The organism is Paenibacillus sp. UNC499MF (assembly GCF_900107975.1).
GTDB lineage: Bacteria > Bacillota > Bacilli > Paenibacillales > NBRC-103111 > Paenibacillus_F.
In genome coordinates this window covers 194,797-220,619 of sequence record NZ_FNVF01000005.1, presented here as the reverse complement: position 1 = coordinate 220,619, position 25,823 = coordinate 194,797, and the positions used below count along the sequence as shown (strand labels likewise).

Below are 25,823 nucleotides of genomic sequence, written 5' to 3'. Positions count from 1 at the left end.
GGTACGCGTATAAGACTCCAGGCCGGTTCGGTTGAACCGGCTTTTTCATTTGGGGTCCGCCGGGTAAATAGAGCGTGCGCGTCATTACGGCAAGGAGGGAATAAACATGAAAATCATTCGGCGCATAATCGTGGTCCTGCTCGTTCTGGCCGTTGCGGCGGGGCTGGCGGCCTGGGGCCTGTTGACGTATATCAAACCGCAGCAGCAGCTTGATCTGGCGTATACGGACATTTCGCTGGAAAGCCAACTGGTGGATATTATCCGGAGCAAGAAGCCCGAGGTCCGCATATCCGATGAAGAACTCAATCAGCTCGGCAAAAAGGCGATCGCCAAACATGCACGGGTATCCCCCGATGTAACGATAACCGGAGCGGACTTTACAAGAAGCGGCGATAATCTGACCGCGGATGTGAATCTGCTTTGGAAAAATACCGTTCCTGTCGGGGCGCAAATGACGTTTAAACTGGCCTGGACAGGCAAGGAACTGACCGTAACGCATACGGGTACGCATATCCGGAGCTTCGAAGTGCCGCAGGGAGTGGTTTCTATCGCCCCCGCAGCGATTTCTCTAGATTCGTACTTGCCGTCCATCGTGCATATTAAAGAAGTCCGTTTTGATCCGGATTTCGTCGTGATCGGTCTCACTCTCAGGTAGAGTGGGACTTTTTTTCATCATTTTACCGGTTGCTCTTGAAACGGACCCCCCTAAAACGCCGAGACTCCCAGAATTGCTATAGTGTAAACCGTAATACTTCGCGAAGAGTTGCCGGTTCATCCAGCCCGGGCCGGGGCTGATTCCCACACGCACAAAGGAGAGTTTTCCGATGAAAAAACTTAACATGAAAAAAACCGTTCTATCCACGCTCGTACTCGCTATGGCAATGGGCGGAGGCACTGCCGCGTTCGCTAACGGAAACGGCAAGGATAAGGACCACGATAAGGATAAAGATTGGAAAGATGGCAAAAACGGAGGCGTACACGGCTCTTTCGATTTCCGGATTACGTTTGACGATCTGAAGGGTTCGGATGTGGAGTGGGCGCTGAAAAATATTGCAAGCCTTTCTTCGAAGCGTGTTTTTGAAGGCTATGAGGACGGTTCGTTCAAGCCGCGGAATACGGTTACCCGCATTGAAGCCATTACGGCTGCCGTCCGCTTGATGGGCCTGCGCGATAAAGCGGAATCAAACGAAGAGAAGCAGACAAAGCTGAACTTCAAGGATGCGAACAAAATTCCCGACTGGGCGGTTGGTTACGTGGCCGTGGCGCTTGAGAACGATCTGTTCGGCGAAAACGAGGACATGGTTCAGCCGTCCAAGCCTGCCGACCGTCTGTGGGCGACTATCCTTCTCGTGAAAGCGATGAAACTGGACGGCGAGGCTAAAGCGAAAGTCAACACGCAGCTTTCGTTCAAGGATGCGAAGCAGATTCCGGCCGGGGCCGTCGGTTATGTGGCCGTCGCTATCGAGAAAGGGCTGATCGACGGTTTCGAAGACAACACGTTCCGTCCGAATATGCCGGTAACCCGCGCTCAGCTCGCCGCGCTGCTGGATCGTACGGACAGCCAGATGCCGGGACAGGACCAAACCACGGCTGTCGGCAAAGTAACGGGTACCGTGAGCGGAAATACGCTGGTGCTTGATCAGAACGGCACCCTGAAGACGTATGCGCTGCACCCTGAAGTGTTCGTTTACCGCAACGGCGCCAAAGTAAGCGCGTCCCAGCTTCAAAACGGGGATGTCGTCAGACTGCGCTCGTACAACAACACCGTTGTTTTTATCGAAGTAACGAAAAAAGCGGTTGAAGACCGTACGCTGCAGGTGAGCGGCTTGTTCGACTCCATGACGCTGAACAAGGACGGGCGTATCGCTACGGTTACCGTGACAAATCAGGTGTACGGTAGTGGAGACAAAGCAACGTACAAGGTAGCTTCCGACGTTGTGATCCAGGGCGACGTAAGCCGTCTGGTTAAGCCGACTCCGGTTGAGCTGAAAGGCAAAGACAAAGTCGTCGAGACGATTGTCATTAAATAAAAAACACGGCAAAAGGCCCGGTGTTTGGGAGAAATCCCAAGCTCCGGGCTTTTTTATGAAGGTAGGGCTGCCGTATGAAAATCGTTTGCATAGGCCGCAAGAGTAAGGCGTCCGGCAAGAACAAGCCGTCTATCGTGCGGTATCGGCCCAGCCGTGTTGGTCCGTACTAAGCGAGCGGACCGGCACAATACGGCCGAAGAGCCCGCAATCCGGGAAATGCCCGGACTGCGGCTTTTTTGAACGAGCGGCCCCTTTGCGAAGCGCCTTGTCGAAGAAGCGGGCCGGACGGCTACCGTGTGAAGCCGCCGAAGCCGCTCAGCAGGGCTTGGCCCGCGTCATGCTCCGCCCTGCTTTACCCCTCGGCTTTCATACCGAAGGCTTCGGCGATCAGACGGTAAGAGCGGAGACGGGCGCCGAAATTGTGGATCGGCGATACGATCAGCAGCTCATCCGCACTGTAAGCTTCCGCAACTGCATGAAGCTGACGCTTAACCTGCTCGGGGCTGCCGACGATGCGTTTTTCCCGGCGCTCTTTGATGCGGGCCAGGTCATACTCCGTGTAAGGATAATTCAGCGCCGTATCTACGGAAGGGAAGAACCCGAGCTCCAGGCCGCGTTCCAGGCGCAGGAAGTACAAATCGGTGCTCGAAGCGAGCTTGTTCGCTTCTTCCTCGGTGTCCGCGCAGACGGCCAGAACGGCTGCCAGCGTACGGGGCTTGTCGCCCAGCACGGAAGGCTGGAAGTGCTTCTTGTAGTGGCGCATGGCTTCCTCGCCGCCGGGGCTGCCGAAGAACTGGGCGAAGCCGAACGCGGCGCCCTGTCTGGCGGCGATGCGGGCGCTTTCGCCGCTGGAGCCGAGCAGCCATACCTCCGGCGCCGTCGGTATGGAGGGCGAGGCCTGCAGCGCGGCGAAGGGGTGCTCGGGAGGCATCGACTCGTGAAGGTAGCCGGCGATATCGGCTACCTGATCGGGATACCGGTCGATGCTGACGTATTTGTCCGCCTGCAGGGCGCGGGTCGCCAGCGGCATGCCGCCCGGCGCGCGGCCGAGCCCGAGGTCGATCCGGCCCGGGTGCAGGGCTTCCAGCAGGCGGAAGTTCTCCGCGACCTTGTAGGCGCTGTAATGCGGCAGCATAATGCCGCCGGAGCCCACGCGGATGCGGGAGGTCGCCGCCGCGAGATGGGCCAGGAGCACCTCGGGGCTCGAATGGGCCAGCGATTTCGAAGCGTGATGCTCCGAAACCCAGTAGCGGCTGAAGCCGAGACGGTCCGCTTCCTGTGCCAGCCGGGTTGTTTCTTTAAGAGCGTCGGAGGCCGAACGGCCTTCGGCTACTTGCGATTGATCCAGAATCCCCAATTTCAACATAAGCTCACCTCTTGTGGGTAACTGTAACAAAAACGGTTTAACTGTAATCTTAACTGTAACAAATTTGCGTTCCAAGGTCAAAGTTCCGTTCCGCTCCGCATTGTTTCTTTTCATACACCTTGCTGCATTAAGGAAAAGGGAGAGATAGTCTCTTTTGTACGGGCTCGTTTTCTTAGCAATGTGGAAATCCCGCTAGACGGCCTTTTTTCTTTCCGGGGTCCCTGCGAGGGCTCACTCCGGCCTTCCGCCGCCCTCTGTCCGCAGCAAGGCCTGCCCTGATGAGCCGCCGAGCTGTACAGCAAGCCCGGCACGCCCTCGGATTTACGGTCTCCCGGCTTCCGTAGACCCTGTCGTGCCATGCACAGCCCCCCGATGAGCCGCCGAACTGTACAACAGCCCGGCTCGTCCCGCATACGGTTTCCTGGCCTTCGGTACCAAGGTCCGGTCCGCCTCGGAAACCCGTCCATGCCGCCGTCTCCAGGCGCCCCCGCCACGCCCGAACGCGGAAAAGACCCGCAGCCGCCTGCGGGTCTTCCGTATTAATCCGGCCGGGGTTCCGGCGCTCCGGCGGCTTTCCAGATCTTTTCCTTCAGCCGGGAGGGGGCAAGCGGCTTGCTGATCAGGAAGCCCTGGATGCAATCGCAGCCCTGTTCTTTCAAATAGGCAAGCTGCTCTTCCGTCTCGACCCCCTCCGCAACGACCGTCATATGGAGGCCGTGGGCAAGCTGGATGACCGTGCGGACGATCCATTCGTCTCCCGTGCGCTCCCCCATATGATGGATGAAGGACTTGTCGATTTTAAGCCGGTCGAACGGATAATAGTTCAAGTAGCTGAGTGAGGAATAGCCGACGCCGAAATCGTCCATCGCGATGTGAACGCCGAGTTCCTTGAGCTGCCTGAGCGTACGCATCGTTTTGATTTTATTGCGGAGCAGAAGACTCTCCGTAATTTCCAGCTCCAGCCACCGCGCTTCCAGCCCGGTTTCACCTAGTACGCGCCGGATGGTAGGGATCAGCTCGTCGTGTTCAAACTGGATGGAAGACAAATTAACGGCCATCCTGACGGGCGGAAAGCCTTCGTTCTGCCAGGCTTTATTCTGCTCGCAGGCTGTTCTCAGCACCCATTCGCCGATTGCGAGAATTTGCCGGCTTTCCTCCGCAAGCGGGATAAAATCATCGGGAGATACGAGGCCAAGCTCCCGGTTGTTCCAGCGGACAAGGGCTTCCATGCCTTGAATTTGGCCCGTATCCAGCTCGAGCTGGGGCTGATAGACGAGATGGAATTCGCCGCGTTCCAGCGCTTTATGTAGATTTCTCTGCAAAATCAGTTTCTTCTCGATATTTTCTTCCAGGTCGGAGGTGAACATGGAGTACAAGTTGCCGCCGAGCTCCTTGGCCCTGTACATGGCGGTGTCCGCGTTTTTCACGATCGTTTCCGAATCGTAGCCGTTGTCCGGATACAGGCTGATGCCGATGCTCGGCGTAATATAGATGTCTTTACCTTGCAGGAAAAAGCCCGTTTTCAGAGCGGAAAGGACCGTTTCGGCGACCAGAACGCAGTCCTGCGCCCCCGTAATATCCCGCACGATAATCGTAAATTCATCGCCCCCCAGCCTGGATACCGTATGGTCTTGCCCCAGACAGCTTTGCAGCCGTCCGGCCACTTGAACGAGCAGGGCGTCCCCGCTGATGTGTCCCATGGTGTCGTTAATATTTTTGAACTGGTCGAGATCGAGAAAAAGAAGTCCGACTTTCCCCTTCGTTTCCCGTGCCACGGCAATGTCCTGAGTCAATCGTTCGTTAAAATGAGCCCGGTTGGGCAGACCGGTGACCGAGTCGTAATAAGCCATCTTTTTGTAGCGCTTGTTGCTCTCTTCAATGATATCGATCTGCTTCAAATACCCGGAAACAAAATAATGGATAATCTTGATCGCAATGATCGTGAAGATGATTTCCGAAATGAAAAGCTCGTAGCTGGGCTGCTTCAGCATTTTATAAAGCACGACCGAGGCGATCAGGATGCCGATTTGAAGGCTGCGCGCCTCATAAATGGCTTTGCCTGCGGAAACGGGTGTACCTGTGACCGAACGCATGATGCCCAGCCTCAGCAGGAGGTTCACGCCCTCGAACGCGAGAAATACGCAGACGATTTTGACGTACAGAGGGGCCTGAGCGGTCAGAACGCCTGTACCCCAGGCAGCCAGCATACTGACGCCATACATGCCGAGCGTGGAGAAGAAGCGGAACCATCTGATTTTATAGAAAGGCTTGGAATGCAGCGTAAAAAACGTGAGTGTGTTCAGAACAAGAAAGAAAGTGCTTGCAAAAAATCCCATTTCAAACAGAGAAACAATAAAACCGATCGTGACGCCGCTGAAGTAAGTGCCGTTAGGCATTTTAAGGGGCATCATTTCAAAAACGATGACCATGACGGCGATAGGCAGCAAAATTTTCAGATCGTAATCGTTTTGCACGATAAAAGCCGATGCGGTGATCAAGGTGAGGATTCCGAAAGCCGACAGCACGAAAGTAAACGGGTTATGGTCCTTCATTCTTCCTCCTCTTCACCGTATTTCCGAGCATGAACCGGACAAGTCCGGCCCCGATCCCTATATCGCCGATACTGATTACTCTTCGCACAAGCGGAATCCAATCGCCCATCCACCAGAAGGCGGACGCCTCCATAAGCTGATGGCGGGGTTCGTTTTCCGGCAGGCTCGCAAGTCCCGCCCATGCCAGCGCCGTATCGGATACGGGCATCAGTCCTCCGTGTATGACAAGAGCCGTCCAGTTCCAGAGAGCGCCCAGGAAAATAAGGGGGATGCCGGGAACTTTCCGGTTCAGCCACAAAAACAGAAGCACAGCCAAAATGGCCGCTTCCGTCCAATAAGGGTACGTCCGGTTTGTCCGGACCGTTACGGTGAAAATCACGATTTGGGCGGCAAAGCTTCCGAGCAGGAGATAGGGCAGTTTGAAGTTCACTTTCTCTACCAAGGAGAGCGGATTCCGTCCTGAAAGAAGGGTAATGACGATAGCCAGAACGATGAAGTAGATCATATTAACCTCCAAATAAAAAAAAGAACCAGGCTCAGCCCAGTTCCTCTAAGTGGCTCACGGACCCCAAGGAAAAGCCAGTCCGGATGAGTAAACCAATGCCGCAACCGTGACAATAGCAAAAACCCAGCGTTTCATCGCGTTTACCTCCAATCCTTTAAAATAATAGGTATAAAATGCCATTATGTAATCTCATTATAGCTTCCGGACCCTATTTGTACAAGGTATCAAATTTCGACAAAAAAAGACACAATTTGAGCTTTTGTTTTAATGCCTTTTCCGGGGTATCCGTACCTTGACGAACGCGGGATGCGTGCCTTATGGTGGAAGGAACCTTTATCTGGAACAGGATGAGATTTATGACCGTACTTGTGTGGCTTTTGCTTGCGGCAGCCTGCGCGTATCTCTTCTTCATCGTCCCCACCATGTGGCTCAAAGTTGAGCGCGTAAGGGTGTCCGCCGGGCTCGGAATTAAAATTTTGCAGATCAGCGATATTCATGTTGAAAAGCTGAGAATCCGTCCGGGCAGGCTTGTTCGGCTGATCGACGAGGAGAAGCCGGATTATATCGCGCTTACCGGCGACTTTACCCGCAGAAGCAAACATTTGCCGAAAGTTGAAAAGATGCTGAAGGCGGTCGCTTCCCGCGGAATTCCGGCGTTTGCCGTTCTCGGCAATCACGATCACCGCCTGGACCCGGCCGGAATGAGGAAGCTTATCGCGATTTTGGAAGAGGCGGGCGTTGTTCTGCTGAACAACTCGTCCGCGGATCTCGGCGCCTTCCAGTTCGTCGGCATCGATGATCTCGGAACCGGGCACAGCCGGATCGGGAAAGCGTTCCGGCATGTCGCTGCACGCAAGCCTGTCGTTGTGCTGACCCACAATCCGAACCTTGTCCTTCGCTTGCAGCGCCCGTTTGCTTACTTGATGGCCGGGCATTTTCACGGCATGCAGTTCCATGTGCCGTTTCTGTTCCGGTTTATCCGGAAGGGAGAGCTCCCGGCAAGAGGGATTACGAAAGGCCTGCATCAAACCTCTTACGGAACCTATTATATTTCCAAAGGAATCGGTCAGGCAGGCCCTAACGCCCGGTTTATGGTCCGCAGCGAAGTCACCGTCCATGAGCTGTGAAGGCGGGAGTAATGTCCGGCCGCCGTCTGCCGGCTGTGAACTCGTCACGCGGCCGGCAATTACCGGGCCCAGGGTACGGCGCAGGCATAGTGTGACGCCTAGCACCGCGCGCCGGGAGGTTTGCTCGGTGCGGAAAGCTCTCGATTGGACAGGAGACGGAGCCGCCGCAACGATGACAAGATAATGGAGGAAAGCCAGTGGAAGAGAAAAGCAGCTGCAAAATCCGGCGTCCGGGTATCGTGCTGGAGCTGGACGAAACGTCGGCGGTGCTGGAGATCGAGGGGAGGACGGTGCGGGTGCCCGCGGCTAAAATCGCGGCCGGAACGGCTGCGGGAACGCCGGTCCAGTGGGACGGAACTATGTGGGTGCCGTTGAGGTGAACCGGCTCCGCGCCCCCTTGATCGTTACCTCGTCTTGCGGCTCCATTGACTTTCACGACCTGGAGCACGATATGAATCTGCATGGAATCGCTTCTGCGGCTTCCTCACATAAGATAAAAAAGCCCGGCTGCAGCAGCCGGGCTTTTTGAGTATCGCAAGGAAATTTCGCTTAATTCGCGGAAACCGTTTCAAGGTCGCGTACTCCTTGATAGATCAGGTCAAACAGCTCCTCGATATTTTCTTCGTCGATGCAGGAGAAGGCGACGCGCAGATCCGTTTCGCTCAGGGCGATTGTTCCGACGCCGTATACTTCCAAGAGGCGCTGGCGGAGCAATTCCGCATCGACGGTTTTCAGCTTCAGACACATGAAGTAGCCGGAGTTGAACGGATAGTAATCCCAGGAGTCTCCGTACTTGCCGCTGTCGAGCAGTGCTTTCACTTTGTTCGCGCGGCCTTTCATGATTTCGAACTTCTCCTGCTTTTGGGCGTTGAATTCCGGAGAATTCAAGGCGTGCAGGACAAACGTCTGCGAAGGATGCGAGCACGAAGAGATCGTGGCCCTGATAATTCCGAGTGTTTTCTGCTCCAGTGCGCTGAGCAGCGCTTCATTCTTGCCGGCGTAAGTGATAAAACCTACGCGGAAGCCCCACACATATTCTTCTTTCGTAGCGCCGTCCACTTTAACGGCCAGTACGCGGTCGTGAAGATCGGCAAGCTGGCCGAAGAGAGATTCCTGCAGGGAATTCTCGAAGAACAGGGCGAAATACGCGTCGTCGGTAACGGCCACGACATTGATGCCCGCTTCCGCGGCTTCGCGGATCACCGAAACGATCTGGCGTCCTTCTTCCGGTCCCGGTGTATATCCCGTCGGGTTGTTCGGGAAATTCAGGACGACGAACGCTTTGCCCTTTTCTTTCTGGGCAAGGAGCCGTTCGCGGAGTCCTGCGGAGTTAAAGGTGTTGTCTTCATTGTAAAGCGGGTACGTCACGATTTCGGCACCCCGGCGGATTCCGAAGGTGAGCTCGTAGTTTTCCCAGTTTTTATCCGGAATAATGACGCGGTCCCCCGCTTCCACGAACAGGTCGGCCGCAACGCTCAGGCCGTGTGTAAGGGCGTTGGTCACGATCGGATTGCCGAACGTTTTGTTGCTTAAGGACGGATTCTCCTCCAGCATTTTTTTACGCCAGGCGGTACGCAAACCGGGTTTGCCCGCGGGAGGCGCGTATTCGTAGAGATCTTTGGGATCATAGGCGGACAGCGTATCCTGAATGACCTTCAGGTGCATAGGCTGACCCTTCTCGATGGCAGTACCGATCGTGGCATTATATTTACCGGCTTTCGCTTTAGCCTCGGCCGATTGGCTCAAAATGCCGACTTTCGGGAAATAAATTTGCTTGCCCAGCGACGACAACATCTCGTACACATAGGCGTTTTCTTTTTCGATGGTTTCATTCAACTGCTTAGCAAGGGGGTTCATTCCGCTCCATCCTTCCGGGGTTATGGAAATTCATTTTAGCCATTATTATAGCACTTCTTACCGGAATGCGTCACTGCGTTACCTAAAAAAAACGGCCCCCGGTATCCGGAAGCCGTTTGTACCCGCAAGAACCGGTAGTAAAGCTCCGGAAAACGTGCGGGGAGGAGAAGAACGCCGAATGATATACAAGCATGCGACGGCAAATTCTGCGGTATGTCGAATTTGTTTTGTATAGGGATGGTCGAGGCGTCAGGCTAGGCTTCCATCCCCGCATCGTACAGCAAAAGCACCTTGCGGATGTGAGCGGCCAGCGCTTCCCGCGGACATACCAGATTCGTCTCGTAATATTCCATTTCGACAAGCTCCGGGTGTTCGAGCACACGCTCGAACTGAATTTCCCGGAAACCGATTCCCTGATTCGTTTCGCTCTCCAGGGCGGAGGCGACGGCTTGAAGCGCCGGAGGATCCAGGGCATCCTCTTCCATATTCAAAATCATGTAATGCCAGATATCATCGGCGTCCGTATCGATGGGACGGTGAATCTGGGCCAAATGCCGCAGCAGCTCCATGTTGGCTTCCATGGGTATCCTCCTTTCCGGACATTCCGCATACCGCAGCGCCGGATACAAGAGCGGCACACGGACGTCTAACCGGAAAAATTTAATCCTGATCCGCCGCAAGCGTGCGGAACGACACCGTCTGGCGGTGATTGTAAGGGAAATGGTCGCTAATTTCCGTCAAATTGCCTTCGGCATCGGGGAGGACTCTGCCTTGAACCCCGATGATTTTTCCGTCGGGCCCGACGACTTCTTCTTTAAAAGTATACGCCTGAAGGCGGCCGCGATGGTCGTTCTGCGCTTGCAGCCGGTTATGAAGAATAGCCTTGTTCAACGCGTCCTCTCCTAACCGGTCGATTTCCGAATCGTTGTAATGGCTGGGATAAAACGTTTTGCCGTATGTCAGGGAGGTGAACGTTTCTCCGGTTACGGGGTCCGTTCCCTGCCGTCTGATGACGGCTCTGCGGATTCCGTTCTCCGGCAGTTCCTCCATTCTTACCACGGTGCAGCGGTCCCGGCTGACGGCGTTCAAGAAGCCGTTCCAGTTGCGCAGCCCCTTCACCGTCCACCCGCCTCCGTAGCGTGTTCCGGCAGGAGAATAAGCCTGCTCACCCCGGTGGACGGTCTGCCGCGTGCGCGCCGTCGTGAAACGGTGCCGGCGTTCCGGTGCGGCTCCGGCACGCGCCGCGCCAGCCGTACCCTCAGCGCCGCCATCGGCATCCGCCGCGCTTTCCGCGGCAGACGGAGCTTCCGCGTCCTTGGCCGCGTGAGCCTGCTCCTGCGCGCCAGGTGAAGCCGTCTGCGCGCCAGGCGCGGAAGGCTCCTTCCCGGCTGCAAGACCCGCCAGGCGGTCGAGGAGCAGCCGCAGGCCGGCCGCCGCCGCCGTACGCGGAGGAAACGCGCCGAGCAGCGGCAAAATCTCGCCGGGCTGCAGCCGGCCGGCGTGTTTGCGGCGGGCATTGGAGCTGCCCGCCAGCGTATCGCTTACCGCGCCCCACAGAGGGAAGAAGGAAGTGAACAGGAAGGCGGTGCCCAGCAGAAGCACGCCTTTCCCGGCGGCACTCTGCCCGCTCCACCAAGCCGCGGTGGGAGCGTAGAGGCAGGAAACGCAGGCACTGCCTGCGGGGCTTGTTCCTGCGGCAGCGGCAAGTCCGCCGCTCCAGGCTCCGGCGCTCAGCAGCAGGAAGCCGGCCGCAAGCAGAACGGGAACAGCCGCCTTGTTCAGTGTCTTCATCTCATCCTGGAGAGTTCCGAGACTGCGTTTGGCGTCTTTTTTGCCGTACAGCAGGGTGAAGGCCAGACGGCGCCGGATCCGGTAGAAACGGAGCAGGCTTACGTACCGTTTGGCGCCTTCCCGCAGCGCATCCACAGAACGGTACAGCTCGCGGAACGGTTCGATCAAGTTTTCGGAACGGAGCAAAGTCAGCCCCTTCCGTATGCGGTTCAAGTCCGCATAATCATACGCGACGGCACCGATCAGCAGCACGATAAACAACGCTTTCGTATAAGCGCCGCCTCCGAGCGTCATATGAAACCCGTTCAGCCAGGTGGCCTGTGTTCCGTTATGCACCGCATGATCCGCGGCGACCCAGACAAGCAGGAAGACGGGCAGCGCGTAAGCGGCTTTGCCGATGACTCTGCGCAGGCGGATGGCGATTCCGAGGCCGAGGGCGCAGAGGGCGGTCGCAGCCGTGTGCCCGGTCCAAGGCGAAGCCAGACCTTGCTCAAGGGAGGGCAGGAAATGAAACAGGTTCCAGCTCATCGCGTTATCGGGCGAAACCGCCGCGGAGCCGGCCGGCTCCAGACTGGCATGCAGCCTCATCCAGTATTCCTCCAGGAACTGGAGTCCGGCACCGGTAGCGCCGCCGATCAGGGCGAAGTCGGACAGACTGAGCGAAGTCGCCTTGCGCGAGCCCCACAAAAACAGGAGCAGAGGGGCCAGCTTCATCAGCTCCTCCGTCAGCGGAGAAACGAGCGACGCGTTCCAGACGGCGTAAACCGCGGGATCGAACGGCAGGAAGACCAGCTGAATGAACAGCGTGTTAAGCGGAGCCACGATCCAGGTGCCGATGATAAAGAAGGCGGCGTACGCGGACCAGCCGACGGTTTTGGAACGGCAGACGATCCACAGCTGCCACAGCACGTAAAAAGAGGCAAATGCCTGCACAACCAATGTGCGGCTGTCTTTCATATAAGGCAGGGACAGGCATAAGACGGCCAGGCCCAGCCAGGATAAAAGCGAGTAGAAAGCGAACAAGCGCGGAGCCTGCGCGGCTCTTTTTTTCCAATGGGTACGAAACCGGTCGCGAGCGGTCCGGATGGTTATACGCAAACCAGGCAAAATCATATCATTTTCCTTTCTGTGCGCCGATTGCAGACCGTTAGCGTCTGTCCTGTTACGGTTCCGGAGATGAGACGGGCGGGAAACCCTGCTTCGCTCCGCTGCCGGAACAGCCCCGGGAAAGAGGCGGCGGCTTTAAATGTGCCTAATCGAACGGGTAAGCGGCTTAGGCTTCCTCAAAAGGGAGCGGAAAGATCTCCCCGGCTTTGCTTTCCCCCTATAAAAGTTCGCAGAGACCGCCCGGAATGGGACTCGGCTTATGCGCAGCCGGAGGCCTGCTAAAATACCGTTGATTTTGAACACGGCTCTGTGAGATGGTAAGAAGCAGAGAAAAAGAACAGGCGGCTTATTATTTGCACCGTAATTCGGCGGAGGTTTATGTGAAGATTTTAATCCCTTTTAATCATTATGCACAACTGTTTCCCCATAAAAATACCGCCCTCTACCATGCGCTGCGGGAAAGTATAGTAGAAGGAAGACTGGAATCGGGCTCAAAACTTCCTTCCAGCCGGGAGCTTGCGGAGGTGTATGGAATCTCCCGGGGACTCGTTACGCAAGTGTATGAGATGCTGATATCCGAAGGATACGTAGAAGGCAGGCCGGGAAAAGGGACGTTCGTTGCTTACCGGAGCGATCAGGGGGCGGGAACCGGCTCCCTATCGGAGGAACCCCTTTTGTTGTCGGCGTGGGGGGATTTTTTGATGCAGCCGGGAGGCGGGGGCGGCAGGCGGAAAGAAGAGAGCGGCGACGGGGCGGGAAAGAAGGACGATAGCCCGAGGAGGGAGTACGGTGGAGCAGAACGGAGGCCGGGCGGTGCTGACCCGGATTCAGGCGCGGATGCTGGCGCTGCCGGGCACGAGCACAATGGCGGTGTAGAGCAGGCAAGACCAGGAGCTGCCAGGCGAGAGTACAATGGCGGCATGGAGCGGGAAGGATCAGGCGCTGCCAGGCGAGAGCACAATGGCGGCGTGGAGCGGGCAGGTGCACGCGCTGCCGGGCGAGAGCACAATGACGGCATGGAGCAGGCAGGTGCACGCGCTGGCGGGCGCGAGCACAATGGCGGTGTAGAGCAGGCAGGTGAAGCCGCTGCCGGGCGCGAGCACAATGGCGGCGTGGATCAGGCAAGAGCAGGAGCTGCCAGGCGAGAGTACAATGACGGCGTGGAGCAGGCAGGATCAGGCGCTGCCGGGCGCGAGCACAATGGTGGCGTGGAGCAGGCAGGTGCACGCGCTGCTGGGCGAGGGCACAATGGCGGCGTGGAGCGGGCAGGAGCAGGGAGCGCGCAAGCGAGCGGCGTACAGCCCGCGGCTCATTCAGGCACCCGCGGGCGGGCGGACCAAACGCACAACCGCACCCGGAGTGCGGAGCCGCACATACCCGCGGTACCGGACGCCGTCGTCTTCGAGCTGTCCGGCACGGACAGTGCGGTTTTCCCGCGGCAGGCCTGGAACCGCTGCCTGCACGAGCAGGTGCGCAGCGCCGCCTTCCTTGAGGGTCCGCTGCGCGACCCCCAAGGCGATTATTCGCTGCGCTCGGCGATCGCGCTGCATCTGCGGCGCTCGCGAAGCATCGACGCGGACCCCGATTGCGTCGCAATCGTGAACGGGTCGATGCAGGCGATCGCGCTGACGATGCAGCTGCTGGTAGGCCCGGGCGACGAGGTAGTCGTCGAATCGCCCGGGTACAGCGGCGCCGTGCGCGCCGCCTCCGCCGCAGGCGGCAAGGCCGTCGATGCGCCCGTCGACGCGCAGGGCATCATCCCGCAGCCGTGGAACGCGCGGCTGCTGTTCGTCACCCCCGGACGGCAGTTTCCGACCGGGGCGGTTCTCCCGCTCCAGCGGAGGCAGGAGCTGCTCCGCTGGGCGAAGGAACGCGGCGCCGTCATCATCGAAGATGACTACGACACCGAGTTCCGCTACGCGGGCCGGCCGCTGGAGCCCCTGAAGGCCCTGGACCGCGAAGGCCGCGTCCTGTTCGTCGGCACGTTCTCGCGGACGATGTACGCGGGCCTGCGCCTGGGCTATGCGGTGCTGCCGCCGTCTCTCGTCGAGCCGTTCCGGCGCGCGAAACAGCATTATGAGCCGCTGACGACAGGGATGCTGGAGCAGCGGGCCCTGGCCTCTTTTATGAACAGCGGTGCCTACGAGCGCCATCTGCGCAAAATGCAGCGGGTATACGGGGAGAAAGCCGCCCTGCTGCGTTCGGGGCTGACCGCGTTGGATTCCGCTTTCGAATGGATGCCGAGCGAAGCGGGGCTTCATATTTTCGGCTGGTGGAAAGGCGGCGCTGAGGAGTACAGGCGCTTCGCCTCCGCATGTGCCGGGCGGGGTGTTTTCTGGCGGGACGCGGGGAGGCATGTCCGCTGCGGAGAAAGACCCGCGGCATGTTTCGGTTTCGGACATTTGTCCCGGGAGGAGATCGGCCGCGGCATCGCCGTGATGGGAGAAGTCCTGACGGAAACTTTTTTATAGGCATGCGGGAATCTCCAAAAGGTTTGTGCTATGATGTGAATGAAGGACGAGCCCGGTTTGACTCGCCGAGGCTTTTCCGCAATATAGAATTACCGTAGGAGTGATTGGATATGGCCGGATTTACCGGAGGTACAAGTATTATTTTGCGGCTTGAGATGATGAAAGAACGCACGAATTTCGGACAGATCGCGACTACGATCGGAGACGCCGGCGGCGATGTCGTGGCAATTGACGTCAACCGTTCGACGAAAACCGTTACCGTCCGGGATATTACCGTTAATGTAAGCGACCAGAATCATACGGGTGCCATCGTGAAGGCCCTGAACGAGCTGGACGGCGTAAAAGTCATTAACGTGTCCGACCAGACGTTCCTGCTTCACTTGGGCGGTAAAATCGAAACGACGCCGAAAATACCGATCAAAAACCGTGATGATTTGTCCCGTGTGTATACACCCGGAGTGGCAAACGTTTGTATGGCTATTCATGAAGATCCTTCGAAAGCGTTCTCATTGACGATTAAACGCAACACCGTTGCCGTTGTATCGGACGGTACGGCGGTTCTTGGACTGGGCAATATCGGTCCGGAAGCGGCCATGCCGGTTATGGAAGGTAAGGCGATGCTGTTCAAACAGTTTGCCGGCGTAGACGCTTTTCCTATCTGCCTCAATACACAGGATCCCGAAGAAATTATATCGATCGTGAAAGCGATTTCCCCGGCTTTCGGCGGAATCAACCTGGAGGATATTTCGTCCCCGCGGTGTTTTGAAATCGAGAACCGGCTTGTCGAAGAGCTGGATATACCCGTTTTCCACGATGACCAGCACGGTACGGCGGTCGTTCTGCTTGCGGGAATGCTGAACGCCGTCAAGGTCGCGGGCAAGAAGCTCGAAGACTGCAAGGTTATCGTCTGCGGCATCGGAGCGGCCGGCATCGCGTGCACCAAGATTCTGCTCGCGGCAGGCGTTAAGAACGTGATCGGAGTGGACCGTGAAGGAGCACTCGTCCGCGGCCAATCGTATCCGTATCAATCGTGGCAGTGGTATGCCGAGAATACGAATCCGAATGAGGAAAAAGGACGCCTCTCCGACGTGATCGAGGGAGCCGATATTTTTGTCGGCCTGTCGGGACCGGGTGTGCTTAAAGTGGAAGACATCAAGAAAATGGCGGCTGATCCGATCGTATTTGCCATGGCGAATCCGACACCGGAAATCGCGCCGGAAGAAGCGGAGCCTTACGTGCGCGTCATGGCGACGGGCCGCTCCGACTATCCGAACCAGATCAACAACGTCCTGTGCTTCCCGGGCCTGTTCCGCGGTCTTCTGGACTGCCGCGCCACGCGGGTTAACGAGCAGATGAAGCTGGCGGCCGCCAAAGCTATCGCGTCCGTCGTTTCGGAAGAAGAACTCAACGAACTTTACATCATTCCGAGCGTGTTCAATAAGCAGGTCGTGAAGAAGGTCCGCGAGGCCGTGATTGCGGCCGCTTACGAAACCGGCGTAGCCAGACGGAAAAGCGCGGATATCCGCGGTGACGAAAGCGTCCAGTCCGAGCAGTCCGCGGACGGCGCGGGTATGCTATAATAAATTCCTGGTTACAGTTTTACTAGGAAAGCAGGCGATACTATGTTTCATACGGAATCTTACGGAGGAACCCGTGAAGAGCAGTATTCTCTCGTCACAGCGCAGTTGAAGGCGCTCATTGAGGGGGAGACTAGCAGGATCGCCAATCTGGCGAACGCTTCGGCGCTGCTCGGCCAGTTTCTCCGGGACATAAATTGGGTAGGTTTCTACTTGCTGGAGGGAGAGCAGCTGGTGCTCGGACCTTTCCAGGGACTTCCGGCTTGCGTGCGCATTCCGCTCGGACGCGGAGTATGCGGTACCGCCGCGCAGAAGCGCGAGACGCTGGTCGTAGAGGATGTGGAGCGGTTTCCCGGGCATATTGCCTGCGATGCGGCCTCCCGCTCGGAGATTGTCGTACCGCTCGTTAAAGACGGCGAGCTGCTGGGCGTCCTGGATATCGACAGCCCCAGCCTGGCCCGTTTTGATGAAACCGACCGCGTTATGCTGGAGCGTTTCGTGACGGAGCTGGCGGCTCATCTGTAAGCTCTTGATGAGGCATCCTTTCCACAGTGTAAGTAAAGTTAGCGCAATGAATGGATTTTAGTTTCGAGAAGCCCTCGTACCGGCCGGTACGGGGGCTTTTTTACGGACCCGTAAAACAATTTGTAATTATGTATTTATTTTCCAAGGTTAATTCGTTAGAGTAGAGGGAGAGAACACGGCGATGTTTCCAGCCGGAGGATGAATATAGAGGACAAAGCTTGCTTGCGCGAAACAGCGCTCATTTGCCGAGGAGGAGAGCTTATGAAGACGATTGAAATACGAAATCCGTTGCTTCCCCTGCTGGCCGGTTCGTTATTCAGCGTTTTTATGTTTGTCACGCTGATGATCCAAAGCTGGGACCAGCCTGCCTCGCTTAGGCCGCTGATCGTTCTGGGCCTGCTTTTTGCGCTTTTTACCGCCGGATGTGTCCTGCTCGATATGATCGAATCCCGTCACGTTGAATTTGAAGGCCGGGTAACGGCTTATAACAACGGAAGGCTGTCGCTGAAAACGCGGGAGGGCAAGGTGAAGCGCTACAGGCTGCCGTCTAAGGAAATACCGCCGGGGGAAAGCGGAGAGCTTCTGGAGGCGGGCAATCAGGTGAAGGCCACCGTAACGAAAAGAACCGGTCAGCTGCTCGCTTTGGAGGTCTTGTCCGGCTAACCCGGCGGGACTTCCCGCAAGCGATAAACATGGACCGAAGCAGGACCCGCCGTTCCAGGCGCGGGAATCCAATTATAACCGGGGGATGTCGTCAGCAGGACCCTGGAAAAGCCGAATCATGCTTATCCGGGCTCTTGATCTCGCTCTTTTATCGGTCTGTCGGCCAAATATAGAATCAGATAAAAAAAGGTCATAACCAGGGCCGAACGGCACAGGGCAAACCTTTCGAGAACAAGTCATCAAAATGCTGGGCATTTCCCAGCGGCCCGGTCCGCTGTTTGTAAACTTCCGGCATGCCGCTGATAAACCGGGTCGTGTATACGGCCGTCAGTAGTAGGCAGAGTCCTCCGTAGAGCAAATAAATCGGTCTTGTGCGCATGGTTTTTAAGCCCTTCTTTCCCTCTCATTTTACTGCATCCGTGTCTATAAAGTTGCGATAAATGGCCGATTCATTGACAGGCCCTACCGTGGCTCCTAAGATATGGGTACGATGAAATGTGCTTGTGCGGGTGTGGAGTTACGCTGCCCGTTAAAAGAAAACCCCGGCGGACGGGGAGAAAGAGGGCAAGAACGCATGCTGACAATCACGGAAAGCAACCTGCGGGCCGATCGGGAACCGCTGCTTCATCCTTTCGGATTTAAAGGAGGACAACTAACGGAGCTGTGGCAGCCGATTGTCACGCTGACCGGTGAAAGCGGTCACAAGGGTACGGGAGTGGGCGTCCAAAGCCCGTTATGGTCGGACGCGAATCTGATGGCTTCTCTCGGGGAACAGGGAGCTAACGAGCTTATGTACAAATTCGCGGAGGAGACTGTAAAGTCGCTGAAAGGAGCCTCCTTCGCGCATCCGATGGAGCTGTTCGAAGAATTGTATGGGCGGCCTTCGCAGTCCTGGTTTGCCCGACAGGGGCATCCGGATGTCCGGCCCACTTATGTGCTGAACGCGCTCGCGGCAGTCGATTTCGCGGCTTGGGTGCTGTACGCGCGGGATCGCGGGATCTACCGCTTCTCTCACCTGCTGCCTGAAGAATTCCGCAGCTTGGGCGAGCAGAAGACGGAGGCGGTTGCAGCCGTACCGGCCATTGCTTACGGTACGGAAGACGGTGAAATCACCGGCCTGCTGGATCAGGGCTGTACCGTACTCAAAATCAAGCTGGGGTCCGGCGGCGACGATATGATTGATTGGGACAGCAGGCGCCTGCGTCATATTCATGAACTGACGGAAGCGTATTTACAGACCCGCCCGGCCCCTGCGGAGGTGTCTTACTATCTCGATCTGAACGGCCGTTACGCGGCCAAGGACGATCTTCTGCGGCTGTTGGAGGATGCGGACCGCAGCGGATCGCTGCCTTCCGTTATTCTGGTGGAAGAGCCGTTTCTGGACGGGCGCGAAATTTCCGTCGAGGATGTGCCGGCCCGTATTGCGGGGGATGAGAGCATTCAGTCCGAAAGCGACGCCCGCTATTACATGGACCTCGGCTATGGCGCCCTCGCCCTTAAACCTGCGGCGAAGTCGATGAGCCTGAGTCTGAAGGTCGCTGCTCTGGCCGCCGAACGGGGAGTGCCGTGCTTCTGCGCCGACCTTACGGCCAATCCGCTGCTCGTGGAGTGGACCCGCGTGCTGGCGGCTCACCTGCGGCCTCTGCCGGGGATGGCATACGGCCTGATCGAATCCAACGGCGGGCAAAATTACCGCGGCTGGGACCGGCTCGAAAGCTATCATCCGGCGGCCGGAGCGGGCTGGACCCGCACGCGCGACGGACTGTTCGAGCTGAACGAGGCATTCTACGCGGAAAGCGGGGGCGTGTTCCGGCCAAGTTCTTATTATGAGAACCGGTAGGTATTCCTTCCGGGCTGTGGACCCGCCTCAGCGGCCCACGGCTTCGAGGCTGAGGATATCTTTCAGATAGCCCGGAAGGGCGTCGAGATGGTTGCCGAGGAACGCGTCGCTTTCCCTACCGACCCGCTGGGCGGCGGGCACCATGGACAGCTGGGCCGCGAACACCGTTTTGCGGGGATGGTCTTCGATGGCATGGAACAAGCCTCTGGAAACCGCTTCGATATAATCGTTTTTCTTGCCCTGCATAACGAGCTGGAACGTATTTTCCAGGAGAACCGGTTCGACCTGGATCTCCTGGCCGGCCGCGGCCGCAAACTTATGGAGCTGTTCCATCGTGCCTTCGACAGTCGAAGGATTGGTGAAAACGAGAACCGAGGGCCGGTTCAAATGCAAAATTTTATGAAACAAAGGATCGTCGATTTTAATAATCGGCACCGGGCAGGAGAAATTTTCAGGCAGATGAGCCGTAAAATACGTACAGGTAATCAAAATGGCATCCACATGACAGCTGGCTAACCAGTCGAGTGTGGATTTTATTTTGTTCATGGCCAGCTCTTCGGTAAAATTGCTGTCGTTCTTAATCCGGTCCAGACCGGGATCGACGAAATGTACAAGCTCGATGTCATAAGAGCCGAGGGCTTTCTCGATATGTTCGATATTGGAATAGTGGGCATGATAGCAGCCTAGTTTTCTTTTCATAATAGACACCCCGTCCGAAGTTTTCTATGAAGTATAGCAAGGTTAACAATATTTGGCAATGGGAACACGGGGTTGAACGGTTAAAAAAATGTCTTCTCACCATGCGCCCGAATCCGGTTGAACGGAATTGCGAACGTAAGAACGGACTTGAATAACGAACCGAATGCCGGGGACCGCGAGCAGGGAGCAGGGAGCTTCACGCGGACAAACCGAATAGCAAACCGTACAACAAACCGGAGCTAGGAACCGGCGAACCGCATCAGCTCCCGGTTGAATTTGCCCATCTCGCAGTAAAACAAGCCATGCCCGCTGTATGCAAAAGGCACAAGCTCCGAACCTTTAATACCCGCTTGTGTCGCCTGCGCGAGCGGATAGGGACAAATCATGTCCTGCGCTCCCTGGAAGATCACCGTCGGCACTGAAATTTTGGGCAGGTCGGGACGCATATCCTCATCTCTCAAAAGTGCCGCACTCATCGCGGTCGCGTGCCCGGAGGAAGACAAAGCGATTCCGTGAAACCAGTGTTGAAGCGGGTTCGACACATACCGGGCAAAAAAACGGCCGCCGAGATCTTCGAGCATTTTAGGCCGGTCGGTATAAGTTCCCTCTATGAGATGATTCACCTCTTCGATTGAATTGCCGTACGGGAAATCCGGCCGTTTGGTAAACAGGGGAGCTGCCGGAGCGAACAGAGCCAGCTTGGAAACTCCGAATCCGCCGTGTCTGGCCATGTACCGGATCGCAATGGCTCCGCCCATGGAAAACCCCGCCAGGATAATGCTTTCGAGCCTAAGCGCCTCGATTACGCGGCGTATATCGTCCGCCATCCGGTCGTAGGAGTAGCCTCCCCATGGGCGGTCGGATTTGCCGAACCCCCTTAAATCGAGGCCGATACAGCGGTATCCGGCTTTCGGAAGCTGATCGAACTGATACTCGAACATCGTATGGTTAAGCGGCCAGCCGTGAATGAACAGAATCGTTTTGCCGCCGCCCCCGGGTCCGGGGTTCCAATCCTCGACGTAAAGGTTAACTCCCTGCTCAACGGGTATGTAGATGCCCATTCTGCGCCTCCTTTGGATGAAAAAACAATGTGAAAGGGAAAAGGCCTGCTGCCGTCGGCGGATCGCATGAAAAAGATCGCGGTTCCGCTTGAAGCAAACCCTGGCGGTTAAGAAGAATCTCCGCTTTTTTAAGTGTATGTGCGACGGTTTGGACGATATTTCTTTCGCCTTGTGTGATTGTGGAGGGAACGGACGTAGTACATATTGACCGGATAAAACGGATTTGAGGCAAGGACATGCGGGGGGACACCATATGGAAAAAGTGGAGGAGCGGCTGGCACGTGGGATGTCCGAACAGGATCCTGCCGCACTGGAAGCGCTTATGGATTTATATGCTTCGAATGTATATGGCCTTGTGCAACGTATTCTTCAAGAAGCGGCGCCTCGGGAGGATATCGAAGAATGTGTCAGCGATGTTTTTGCCGCCGCCTGGAACAAAAGCGCGGAATATGAACCAAGACGGGGACCTTATAAAACATGGCTGCTTATTCTCGCAAAATATAAAGCGCTGGATTACCGCCGCCGATTGAGCTCGGAAAACCGGATGGGTGAGACGCTTACGGTGACGGATTTTACTGCCGAAACGGATACGGAGCAGATCGTTTTAGACCGGGAGACACAGAAAGAAATTTTAGTTTTGATTGACAGTCTGGATGACAAGGACCGGATTATCTTTTATCGGAGGTACTACTTCTATGAGTCCGTGGAGCAGATTGCGGCTGCTGTGGGTCTGACGGCAAAAGCAGTTGAAAATCGTTTGTACCGGGCCAGAAAAAGGCTCAAGGAACAAATGGAAACAGCCCGCAGGGAGGGGATCTCATGAAAAAACACGAAGAGCAGGAATGGTTTGGGCTCATGGATGAAATAACGGCCGACTTGGCAGAGAATCACATTCCCGACTTGGATACAGCGGAATTTCTTTTGGAGAAAGATCCCGGCAGGTTGAAAATAATCAAGGAACGGACTCTTGAGAAAATAGCCGGTACCACTCCCGGCATTTCGACCAGGGTTGAGGTTGCTCGCTCATCCGGGGAGCTTGCACCGGCTGCTTTGTCCGACGGGCGAATGAGGAAAAATAGGCCGAAGCGCCGGCGCGCATATGCTCTCCTGGCCGCAGCGGCGGCTCTGCTGCTTGCCGGCGCAACGCTTGTCGGATCTCAGCCGGAAGTAGCCGCCCAAATGCGGCGTGTGCTTCAGTATCTTCCCGGTTTTGGGGGAGTGACCGATTCGGAAAAGACAGAGCAGCGGGTGGAATACGTACAGCCTCAGCCGTCCGTTCATAAGATCGGACGAGGGACTGTCGAAATCAGGGGGGTCTCCATTGGGGAGAAACATTCTACCATTACTCTGGTAGGTACCGGCATTCCGAAGAATGACGAGGTTGTCCTCCGGAACATCTATGGAGACAAGTATCTTTTCCGTCAAGCGATGATCACGGGGGCAGAAGGGGGCTGGACCGGTCTATACGGGTATGAGGGCCGGATTAAAGTTACCGACGGCTTGGTGCTGCTCGCCGGCAAAGATAGCTTTCCTTTGAAGCTGGTAACTCCCCAGGAAGCGGAACAGATTGAGGACCTCGGCCCTACGGAGGAGCATAACGGGATCCGGTTGACCGCGGTCAGCACAGCGGTGAATGAACAGAAAATGAAAGTGACAATTCTTCCTCAAATAGCGGGACAGACTAAAATCGATTCGTACGGATTTCATTCTTCTTACAATGAAATTCCACCCGCGAAACTTTTGGCTTCCGATACGGAAAAGGAAATTCCCTATAGTCAGGATGAGGCATTTCCTAATCCGAATGAAGTTTATTGGGACCGCACGGAAGGAATGGAGGGAGGAGTCAAATTGGTCATGCCGGCCCTTGCCCTTACAAGAAATTATGAAAATCCAGCCTCTATCCGGCTTCCTATTCCTGAAAAGGGCAGCCTGGAAATTAACCGGACGTTCGACCTGTTTGGTTTTCCGGTCAAGGTGAGCCGGGTGGAGAGAATTCTCAAGGGGGAGAAAATTGACGGAGAAGGTGATGCCGGAGAAGACAGCATCCGCATTTGGTTCGAGCTTCATGGCGACGAGCAGGCGGCCGAGACCTTGTACGAATTTCCCCCAAGTCTGTTAAACGGCGGTGCGGTCTGGCACCGTAACGAGCAAACTGATAAGCTGGAGTGGATGCTTCTGTCGGTTCAGCCCGGTCAGAAGGAGTACGAGTTGAAGGTGTCTTCCCTTCATACGCGGGTAAAAGGCCCGTGGGAATTTTTGATAGATCAACCTTAGTCGAGGCCGTCGCTACAGCCTGATGAAGGAGGTAGAGAATGAAAAAAGCGCTGCTGGGTATAGCCAAAATAGCGGGAGCTGCCGCAGCCATTGCAATAGGAGCCTTTTATCTTTTGGCGCTGGCGGCTGTCGTGATCTTGGCTTTAAACGAATGGACGGGTTGAAGTAGGAAACGTCGGCTGAGAAATGACCGCTCATAAAGAGCTGCGGATACAACAACAAAAAACCGGTATTCCCCACGGGGAGTACCGGTTTTTTGTTGCTTATACTTCTGCGGACCATTCACGCAGCTTGCGGTCTGACGGAAGAAACAAGGTCAGGATGCCGAGAATCGGCAGCAGGCTGGACAGCTTCATGATGAGGCTGATTCCGTGGGCGTCGATCAGGTTGCCCAGAACGAGCGCTCCGATTCCGCCCATGCCGAACGCAAAGCCCGTAATCAGGCCGGATACCATGCCGACTTTCCCCGGGATAAGCGTCTGCGCGTAAACGACGGTGACGGAGAAGCTGGAGAAGATGACGAATCCGGTCAGCGTCAGCAGCACGGTCGCCCATCCCAGACTGACGTAAGGGATTAGAGCGGCAAGCGGAGCCGCTCCGAATATGGAGACGAAGATAACGGTTCTCTGACCGAACTTGTCGGCGAGAGGTCCGCCGAAGAACGTTCCGAGCGCGCCTGCGGCCAGGAACAGAAAGATATAGATTTGCGCCTGATCGATGGTCGTGCCGACGACATCGCGCAAATAGAAGGCGTAATAGCTCGTCATGGCCGCCGCATACCACGAGCGGGTAAAGACGAGGAACACCAGCACGATGACCGCGGTGATGATCTTCTTCCGCTTGGCGGGATCCATCGCGCGCTGGACGGTCTTCTTCGCCGTGACGGCTCCGGCCTCGATCACGCCCTTGTACCAGCGGGCGATGAACGTTTGCACGAGCATGGCGGCCCCTGCCACGAGGGTGAACCAGATCGAACCGAACTGGCCCAGCGGGATGAAGATCCATTTCGTCAGCAGCGGAGCAAGCGACTGGCCCGCGTTGCCGCCGACCTGGAAGATCGACTGGGCCAGTCCCTTGCGGGAGCCTGCGGCCAGGTGGGCGACCTTCGAGCCCTGCGGATGGAATGCCGCCGATCCGAGGCCCACCAGCGAGACGGCCAGCAGCACGAACCCGTACGATGGCGCGAACGCGAGCAGGAGCATGCCGAGGAAGGTGGCGGCCATACCGAGCGGCAGCATGTAGGGCTTGGGCTTCCGGTCGGTATACATGCCGATTACGGGCTGCATGATGGAAGCGGTAAGATTGAAATAGAACGAGATCCATCCGATCTGGGCGTAGGAAAGCGTCATGCTGTCTTTTAAAATCGGATAGATAGCCGGAATGACCGACTGAATCGAGTCATTGAACAAATGCACGAGACTGATGGCAAGGAGAACCTTGTAGACCGTCGGTTTCGACGAAGGAATTCCTGCAGAGGGTCGTGCGGTGCCGGCGCTGACTGTCGCCTGCGACGCCATAGGGCACGAACTCCTTTCGTGATGCTAATGTGTAGGACGCTTAAGCGTACCGATCCGTTCGCCCATGCGGACTTTGCTGCCCACCTGGAGATCGGAGCGCGGCGTCAGGATTCCGTTCTCGGTGACGAGCACAACCGTGGAACCGAATTCGAAATAAGCGAGATCGTCGCCCGCCTGCAGATGAGACGGGAGGCCTTCCACATACTGAATGGAGCTGACGTTGAGCGCGCCGACTTTCACGACGGCAATTTCACCGGCTTCGTGCTCCATTACGGTAATGAGACGCTCGTTGCGGCTGAGCACGCGTGTCATGTGGCGCAGGCCGAATTCGTTCACGGGGTATACTTTGCCGGGAACGTGCTCTTTCTCCAGAATCTTGCCGGTAACCGGGGAATGGATACGGTGATAATCCGTCGGGCTCAAATAAAGCACCATAAAGAAGCCCTTCTCGTAATTAATCGTACGCGGGGAACGGTTAAGCAGCTCCTCGACGGTGTAATCCTGCCCCTTGACGCTGAGCATCTGGCCCGCCTCTACGGGGCCGTAGCCGGTAATAACGGCATCCACCGGGCTGACAAGCGCGGCCGGATCCGTATCGACCGGACGGAGTCCGGGCTTCAGGCGGCGGGTGAAGAACTCGTTGAGTGTGGCGTATTCCCCGATTGCCTTCTCCGCCTCTTCCACCGGAATGCCGTATGACTTGGCAAACCACGGAATAAGAGAGCGGCTGAGAGGGGATTTGGAAAACGAACCGGTCATCCGGGAAATCCATTTGCGGGATGAGAGTTCCGTCATAAGTCGAAACAATGGTTTCATGCTTGGTTCAATGCTCCTATCTGTACGTGACTATAGTCTCCGCTT

22 protein-coding genes are annotated in these 25,823 nt (G+C 56.5%); 12 read left to right on the top strand and 10 right to left on the bottom strand.

The annotated features are described in order from the left end of the window. The first annotated feature begins 106 nt into the window (after window positions 1-106). On the top strand, window positions 107-655 hold the full coding sequence (locus C4S74_RS13515) for a hypothetical protein (protein WP_103995836.1): 549 nt from the start codon (window positions 107-109) through the stop codon (window positions 653-655). Between the two features lie 169 nt (window positions 656-824). After that, a complete protein-coding gene (locus tag C4S74_RS13510) occupies window positions 825-2,030 on the top strand; it encodes an S-layer homology domain-containing protein (RefSeq protein WP_103995835.1) in 1,206 nt (401 codons plus the stop codon). Window positions 2,031-2,382: 352 nt separating this feature from the next. Here C4S74_RS13510 and C4S74_RS13505 read toward each other — a convergent pair whose 3' ends face one another. The 3 genes from C4S74_RS13505 to C4S74_RS13495 form a co-directional block, all read right to left on the bottom strand. Beyond that, a complete protein-coding gene (locus tag C4S74_RS13505) occupies window positions 2,383-3,396 on the bottom strand; it encodes an LLM class flavin-dependent oxidoreductase (RefSeq protein WP_103995834.1) in 1,014 nt (337 codons plus the stop codon). A gap of 539 nt (window positions 3,397-3,935) precedes the next feature. Continuing rightward, complete coding sequence (locus C4S74_RS13500; RefSeq protein ID WP_103995833.1) at window positions 3,936-5,948, bottom strand: bifunctional diguanylate cyclase/phosphodiesterase; 2,013 nt, start codon at window positions 5,946-5,948, stop codon at window positions 3,936-3,938. After that, on the bottom strand, window positions 5,935-6,453 hold the full coding sequence (locus tag C4S74_RS13495) for a DUF5317 domain-containing protein (protein WP_103995832.1): 519 nt from the start codon (window positions 6,451-6,453) through the stop codon (window positions 5,935-5,937). The genes C4S74_RS13500 and C4S74_RS13495 overlap by 14 nt, the downstream gene beginning before the upstream one ends. 356 nt (window positions 6,454-6,809) lie before the next feature. Here C4S74_RS13495 and C4S74_RS13490 point away from each other — a divergent pair, with 356 nt between their 5' ends. Together C4S74_RS13490 and C4S74_RS13485 are read left to right on the top strand one after the other, a co-directional pair. Further along, a complete protein-coding gene (locus C4S74_RS13490) occupies window positions 6,810-7,580 on the top strand; it encodes a metallophosphoesterase (RefSeq protein WP_103995979.1) in 771 nt (256 codons plus the stop codon). A gap of 197 nt (window positions 7,581-7,777) precedes the next feature. Then, the gene (locus C4S74_RS13485; protein WP_103995831.1) at window positions 7,778-7,960 is read left to right on the top strand and encodes a hypothetical protein; all 183 of its coding nucleotides are present in this window, start codon (window positions 7,778-7,780) and stop codon (window positions 7,958-7,960) included. A gap of 169 nt (window positions 7,961-8,129) precedes the next feature. On the opposite strand, the gene C4S74_RS13480 is transcribed toward C4S74_RS13485, so the two are convergent. The 3 genes from C4S74_RS13480 to C4S74_RS13470 form a co-directional block, all read right to left on the bottom strand. Then, window positions 8,130-9,437: an aminotransferase class I/II-fold pyridoxal phosphate-dependent enzyme gene (locus C4S74_RS13480; RefSeq protein WP_103995830.1), complete on the bottom strand. Its 1,308-nt coding sequence runs from the start codon at window positions 9,435-9,437 to the stop codon at window positions 8,130-8,132. A 254-nt stretch (window positions 9,438-9,691) separates the two neighbouring features. Continuing rightward, window positions 9,692-10,018, bottom strand: coding sequence for a hypothetical protein (locus C4S74_RS13475; RefSeq protein WP_103995829.1), 327 nt, complete (start codon window positions 10,016-10,018; stop codon window positions 9,692-9,694). 79 nt (window positions 10,019-10,097) lie between these two features. Then, complete coding sequence (locus C4S74_RS13470) at window positions 10,098-12,341, bottom strand: PrsW family glutamic-type intramembrane protease (RefSeq protein WP_103995828.1); 2,244 nt, start codon at window positions 12,339-12,341, stop codon at window positions 10,098-10,100. Between the two features lie 374 nt (window positions 12,342-12,715). Here C4S74_RS13470 and C4S74_RS27005 point away from each other — a divergent pair, with 374 nt between their 5' ends. From C4S74_RS27005 to C4S74_RS13435, 5 genes are all read left to right on the top strand, one after another. Next, window positions 12,716-14,806, top strand: a complete 2,091-nt coding sequence (locus C4S74_RS27005) for an aminotransferase class I/II-fold pyridoxal phosphate-dependent enzyme (RefSeq protein WP_258042481.1) — start codon at window positions 12,716-12,718, stop codon at window positions 14,804-14,806. Window positions 14,807-14,916: 110 nt separating this feature from the next. Next, window positions 14,917-16,386, top strand: a complete 1,470-nt coding sequence (locus C4S74_RS13455) for an NAD-dependent malic enzyme (RefSeq protein ID WP_103995827.1) — start codon at window positions 14,917-14,919, stop codon at window positions 16,384-16,386. A gap of 42 nt (window positions 16,387-16,428) precedes the next feature. Next, entirely contained in the window at window positions 16,429-16,908 is a 480-nt protein-coding gene (locus C4S74_RS13450) for a GAF domain-containing protein (RefSeq protein WP_103995826.1), read from the top strand. 261 nt (window positions 16,909-17,169) lie between these two features. After that, window positions 17,170-17,571 (top strand): hypothetical protein, encoded by a 402-nt coding sequence (locus C4S74_RS13445; RefSeq protein WP_103995825.1) that lies wholly within the window; start codon window positions 17,170-17,172, stop codon window positions 17,569-17,571. 574 nt (window positions 17,572-18,145) lie between these two features. After that, a complete protein-coding gene (locus tag C4S74_RS13435; RefSeq protein ID WP_103995824.1) occupies window positions 18,146-19,411 on the top strand; it encodes an enolase C-terminal domain-like protein in 1,266 nt (421 codons plus the stop codon). 27 nt (window positions 19,412-19,438) lie between these two features. Here the strand turns inward: C4S74_RS13435 and C4S74_RS13430 are convergent, their stop codons facing one another. Further along, window positions 19,439-20,110 carry a hypothetical protein gene (locus C4S74_RS13430; RefSeq protein WP_103995823.1) on the bottom strand — a complete coding sequence of 224 codons (672 nt, stop codon included), beginning with the start codon at window positions 20,108-20,110 and terminating at the stop codon, window positions 19,439-19,441. 239 nt (window positions 20,111-20,349) lie between these two features. Then, on the bottom strand, window positions 20,350-21,171 hold the full coding sequence (locus C4S74_RS13425; protein WP_103995822.1) for an alpha/beta fold hydrolase: 822 nt from the start codon (window positions 21,169-21,171) through the stop codon (window positions 20,350-20,352). A gap of 253 nt (window positions 21,172-21,424) precedes the next feature. On the opposite strand from C4S74_RS13425, the gene C4S74_RS13420 reads away from it, so the two are divergent. Genes C4S74_RS13420 through C4S74_RS27000 form a run of 3 tightly spaced genes read left to right on the top strand, consistent with a single transcriptional unit; the run spans window position 21,425 to window position 23,609 of the window. Further along, complete coding sequence (locus C4S74_RS13420) at window positions 21,425-21,994, top strand: sigma-70 family RNA polymerase sigma factor (RefSeq protein ID WP_103995821.1); 570 nt, start codon at window positions 21,425-21,427, stop codon at window positions 21,992-21,994. Next, window positions 21,991-23,445, top strand: coding sequence for a Tat pathway signal protein (locus C4S74_RS13415; RefSeq protein ID WP_103995820.1), 1,455 nt, complete (start codon window positions 21,991-21,993; stop codon window positions 23,443-23,445). Before C4S74_RS13420 ends, C4S74_RS13415 begins: the two co-directional genes overlap by 4 nt. Window positions 23,446-23,483: 38 nt before the next feature. After that, complete coding sequence (locus C4S74_RS27000) at window positions 23,484-23,609, top strand: hypothetical protein (RefSeq protein WP_258042480.1); 126 nt, start codon at window positions 23,484-23,486, stop codon at window positions 23,607-23,609. 99 nt (window positions 23,610-23,708) lie between these two features. Here C4S74_RS27000 and C4S74_RS13410 read toward each other — a convergent pair whose 3' ends face one another. Both C4S74_RS13410 and asd read right to left on the bottom strand, forming a co-directional pair. Further along, window positions 23,709-24,962: an MFS transporter gene (locus C4S74_RS13410; protein ID WP_103995819.1), complete on the bottom strand. Its 1,254-nt coding sequence runs from the start codon at window positions 24,960-24,962 to the stop codon at window positions 23,709-23,711. 24 nt (window positions 24,963-24,986) lie between these two features. After that, on the bottom strand, window positions 24,987-25,778 hold the full coding sequence (asd, locus tag C4S74_RS13405) for an archaetidylserine decarboxylase (RefSeq protein WP_103995818.1): 792 nt from the start codon (window positions 25,776-25,778) through the stop codon (window positions 24,987-24,989). Window positions 25,779-25,823: the final 45 nt, after the last annotated feature.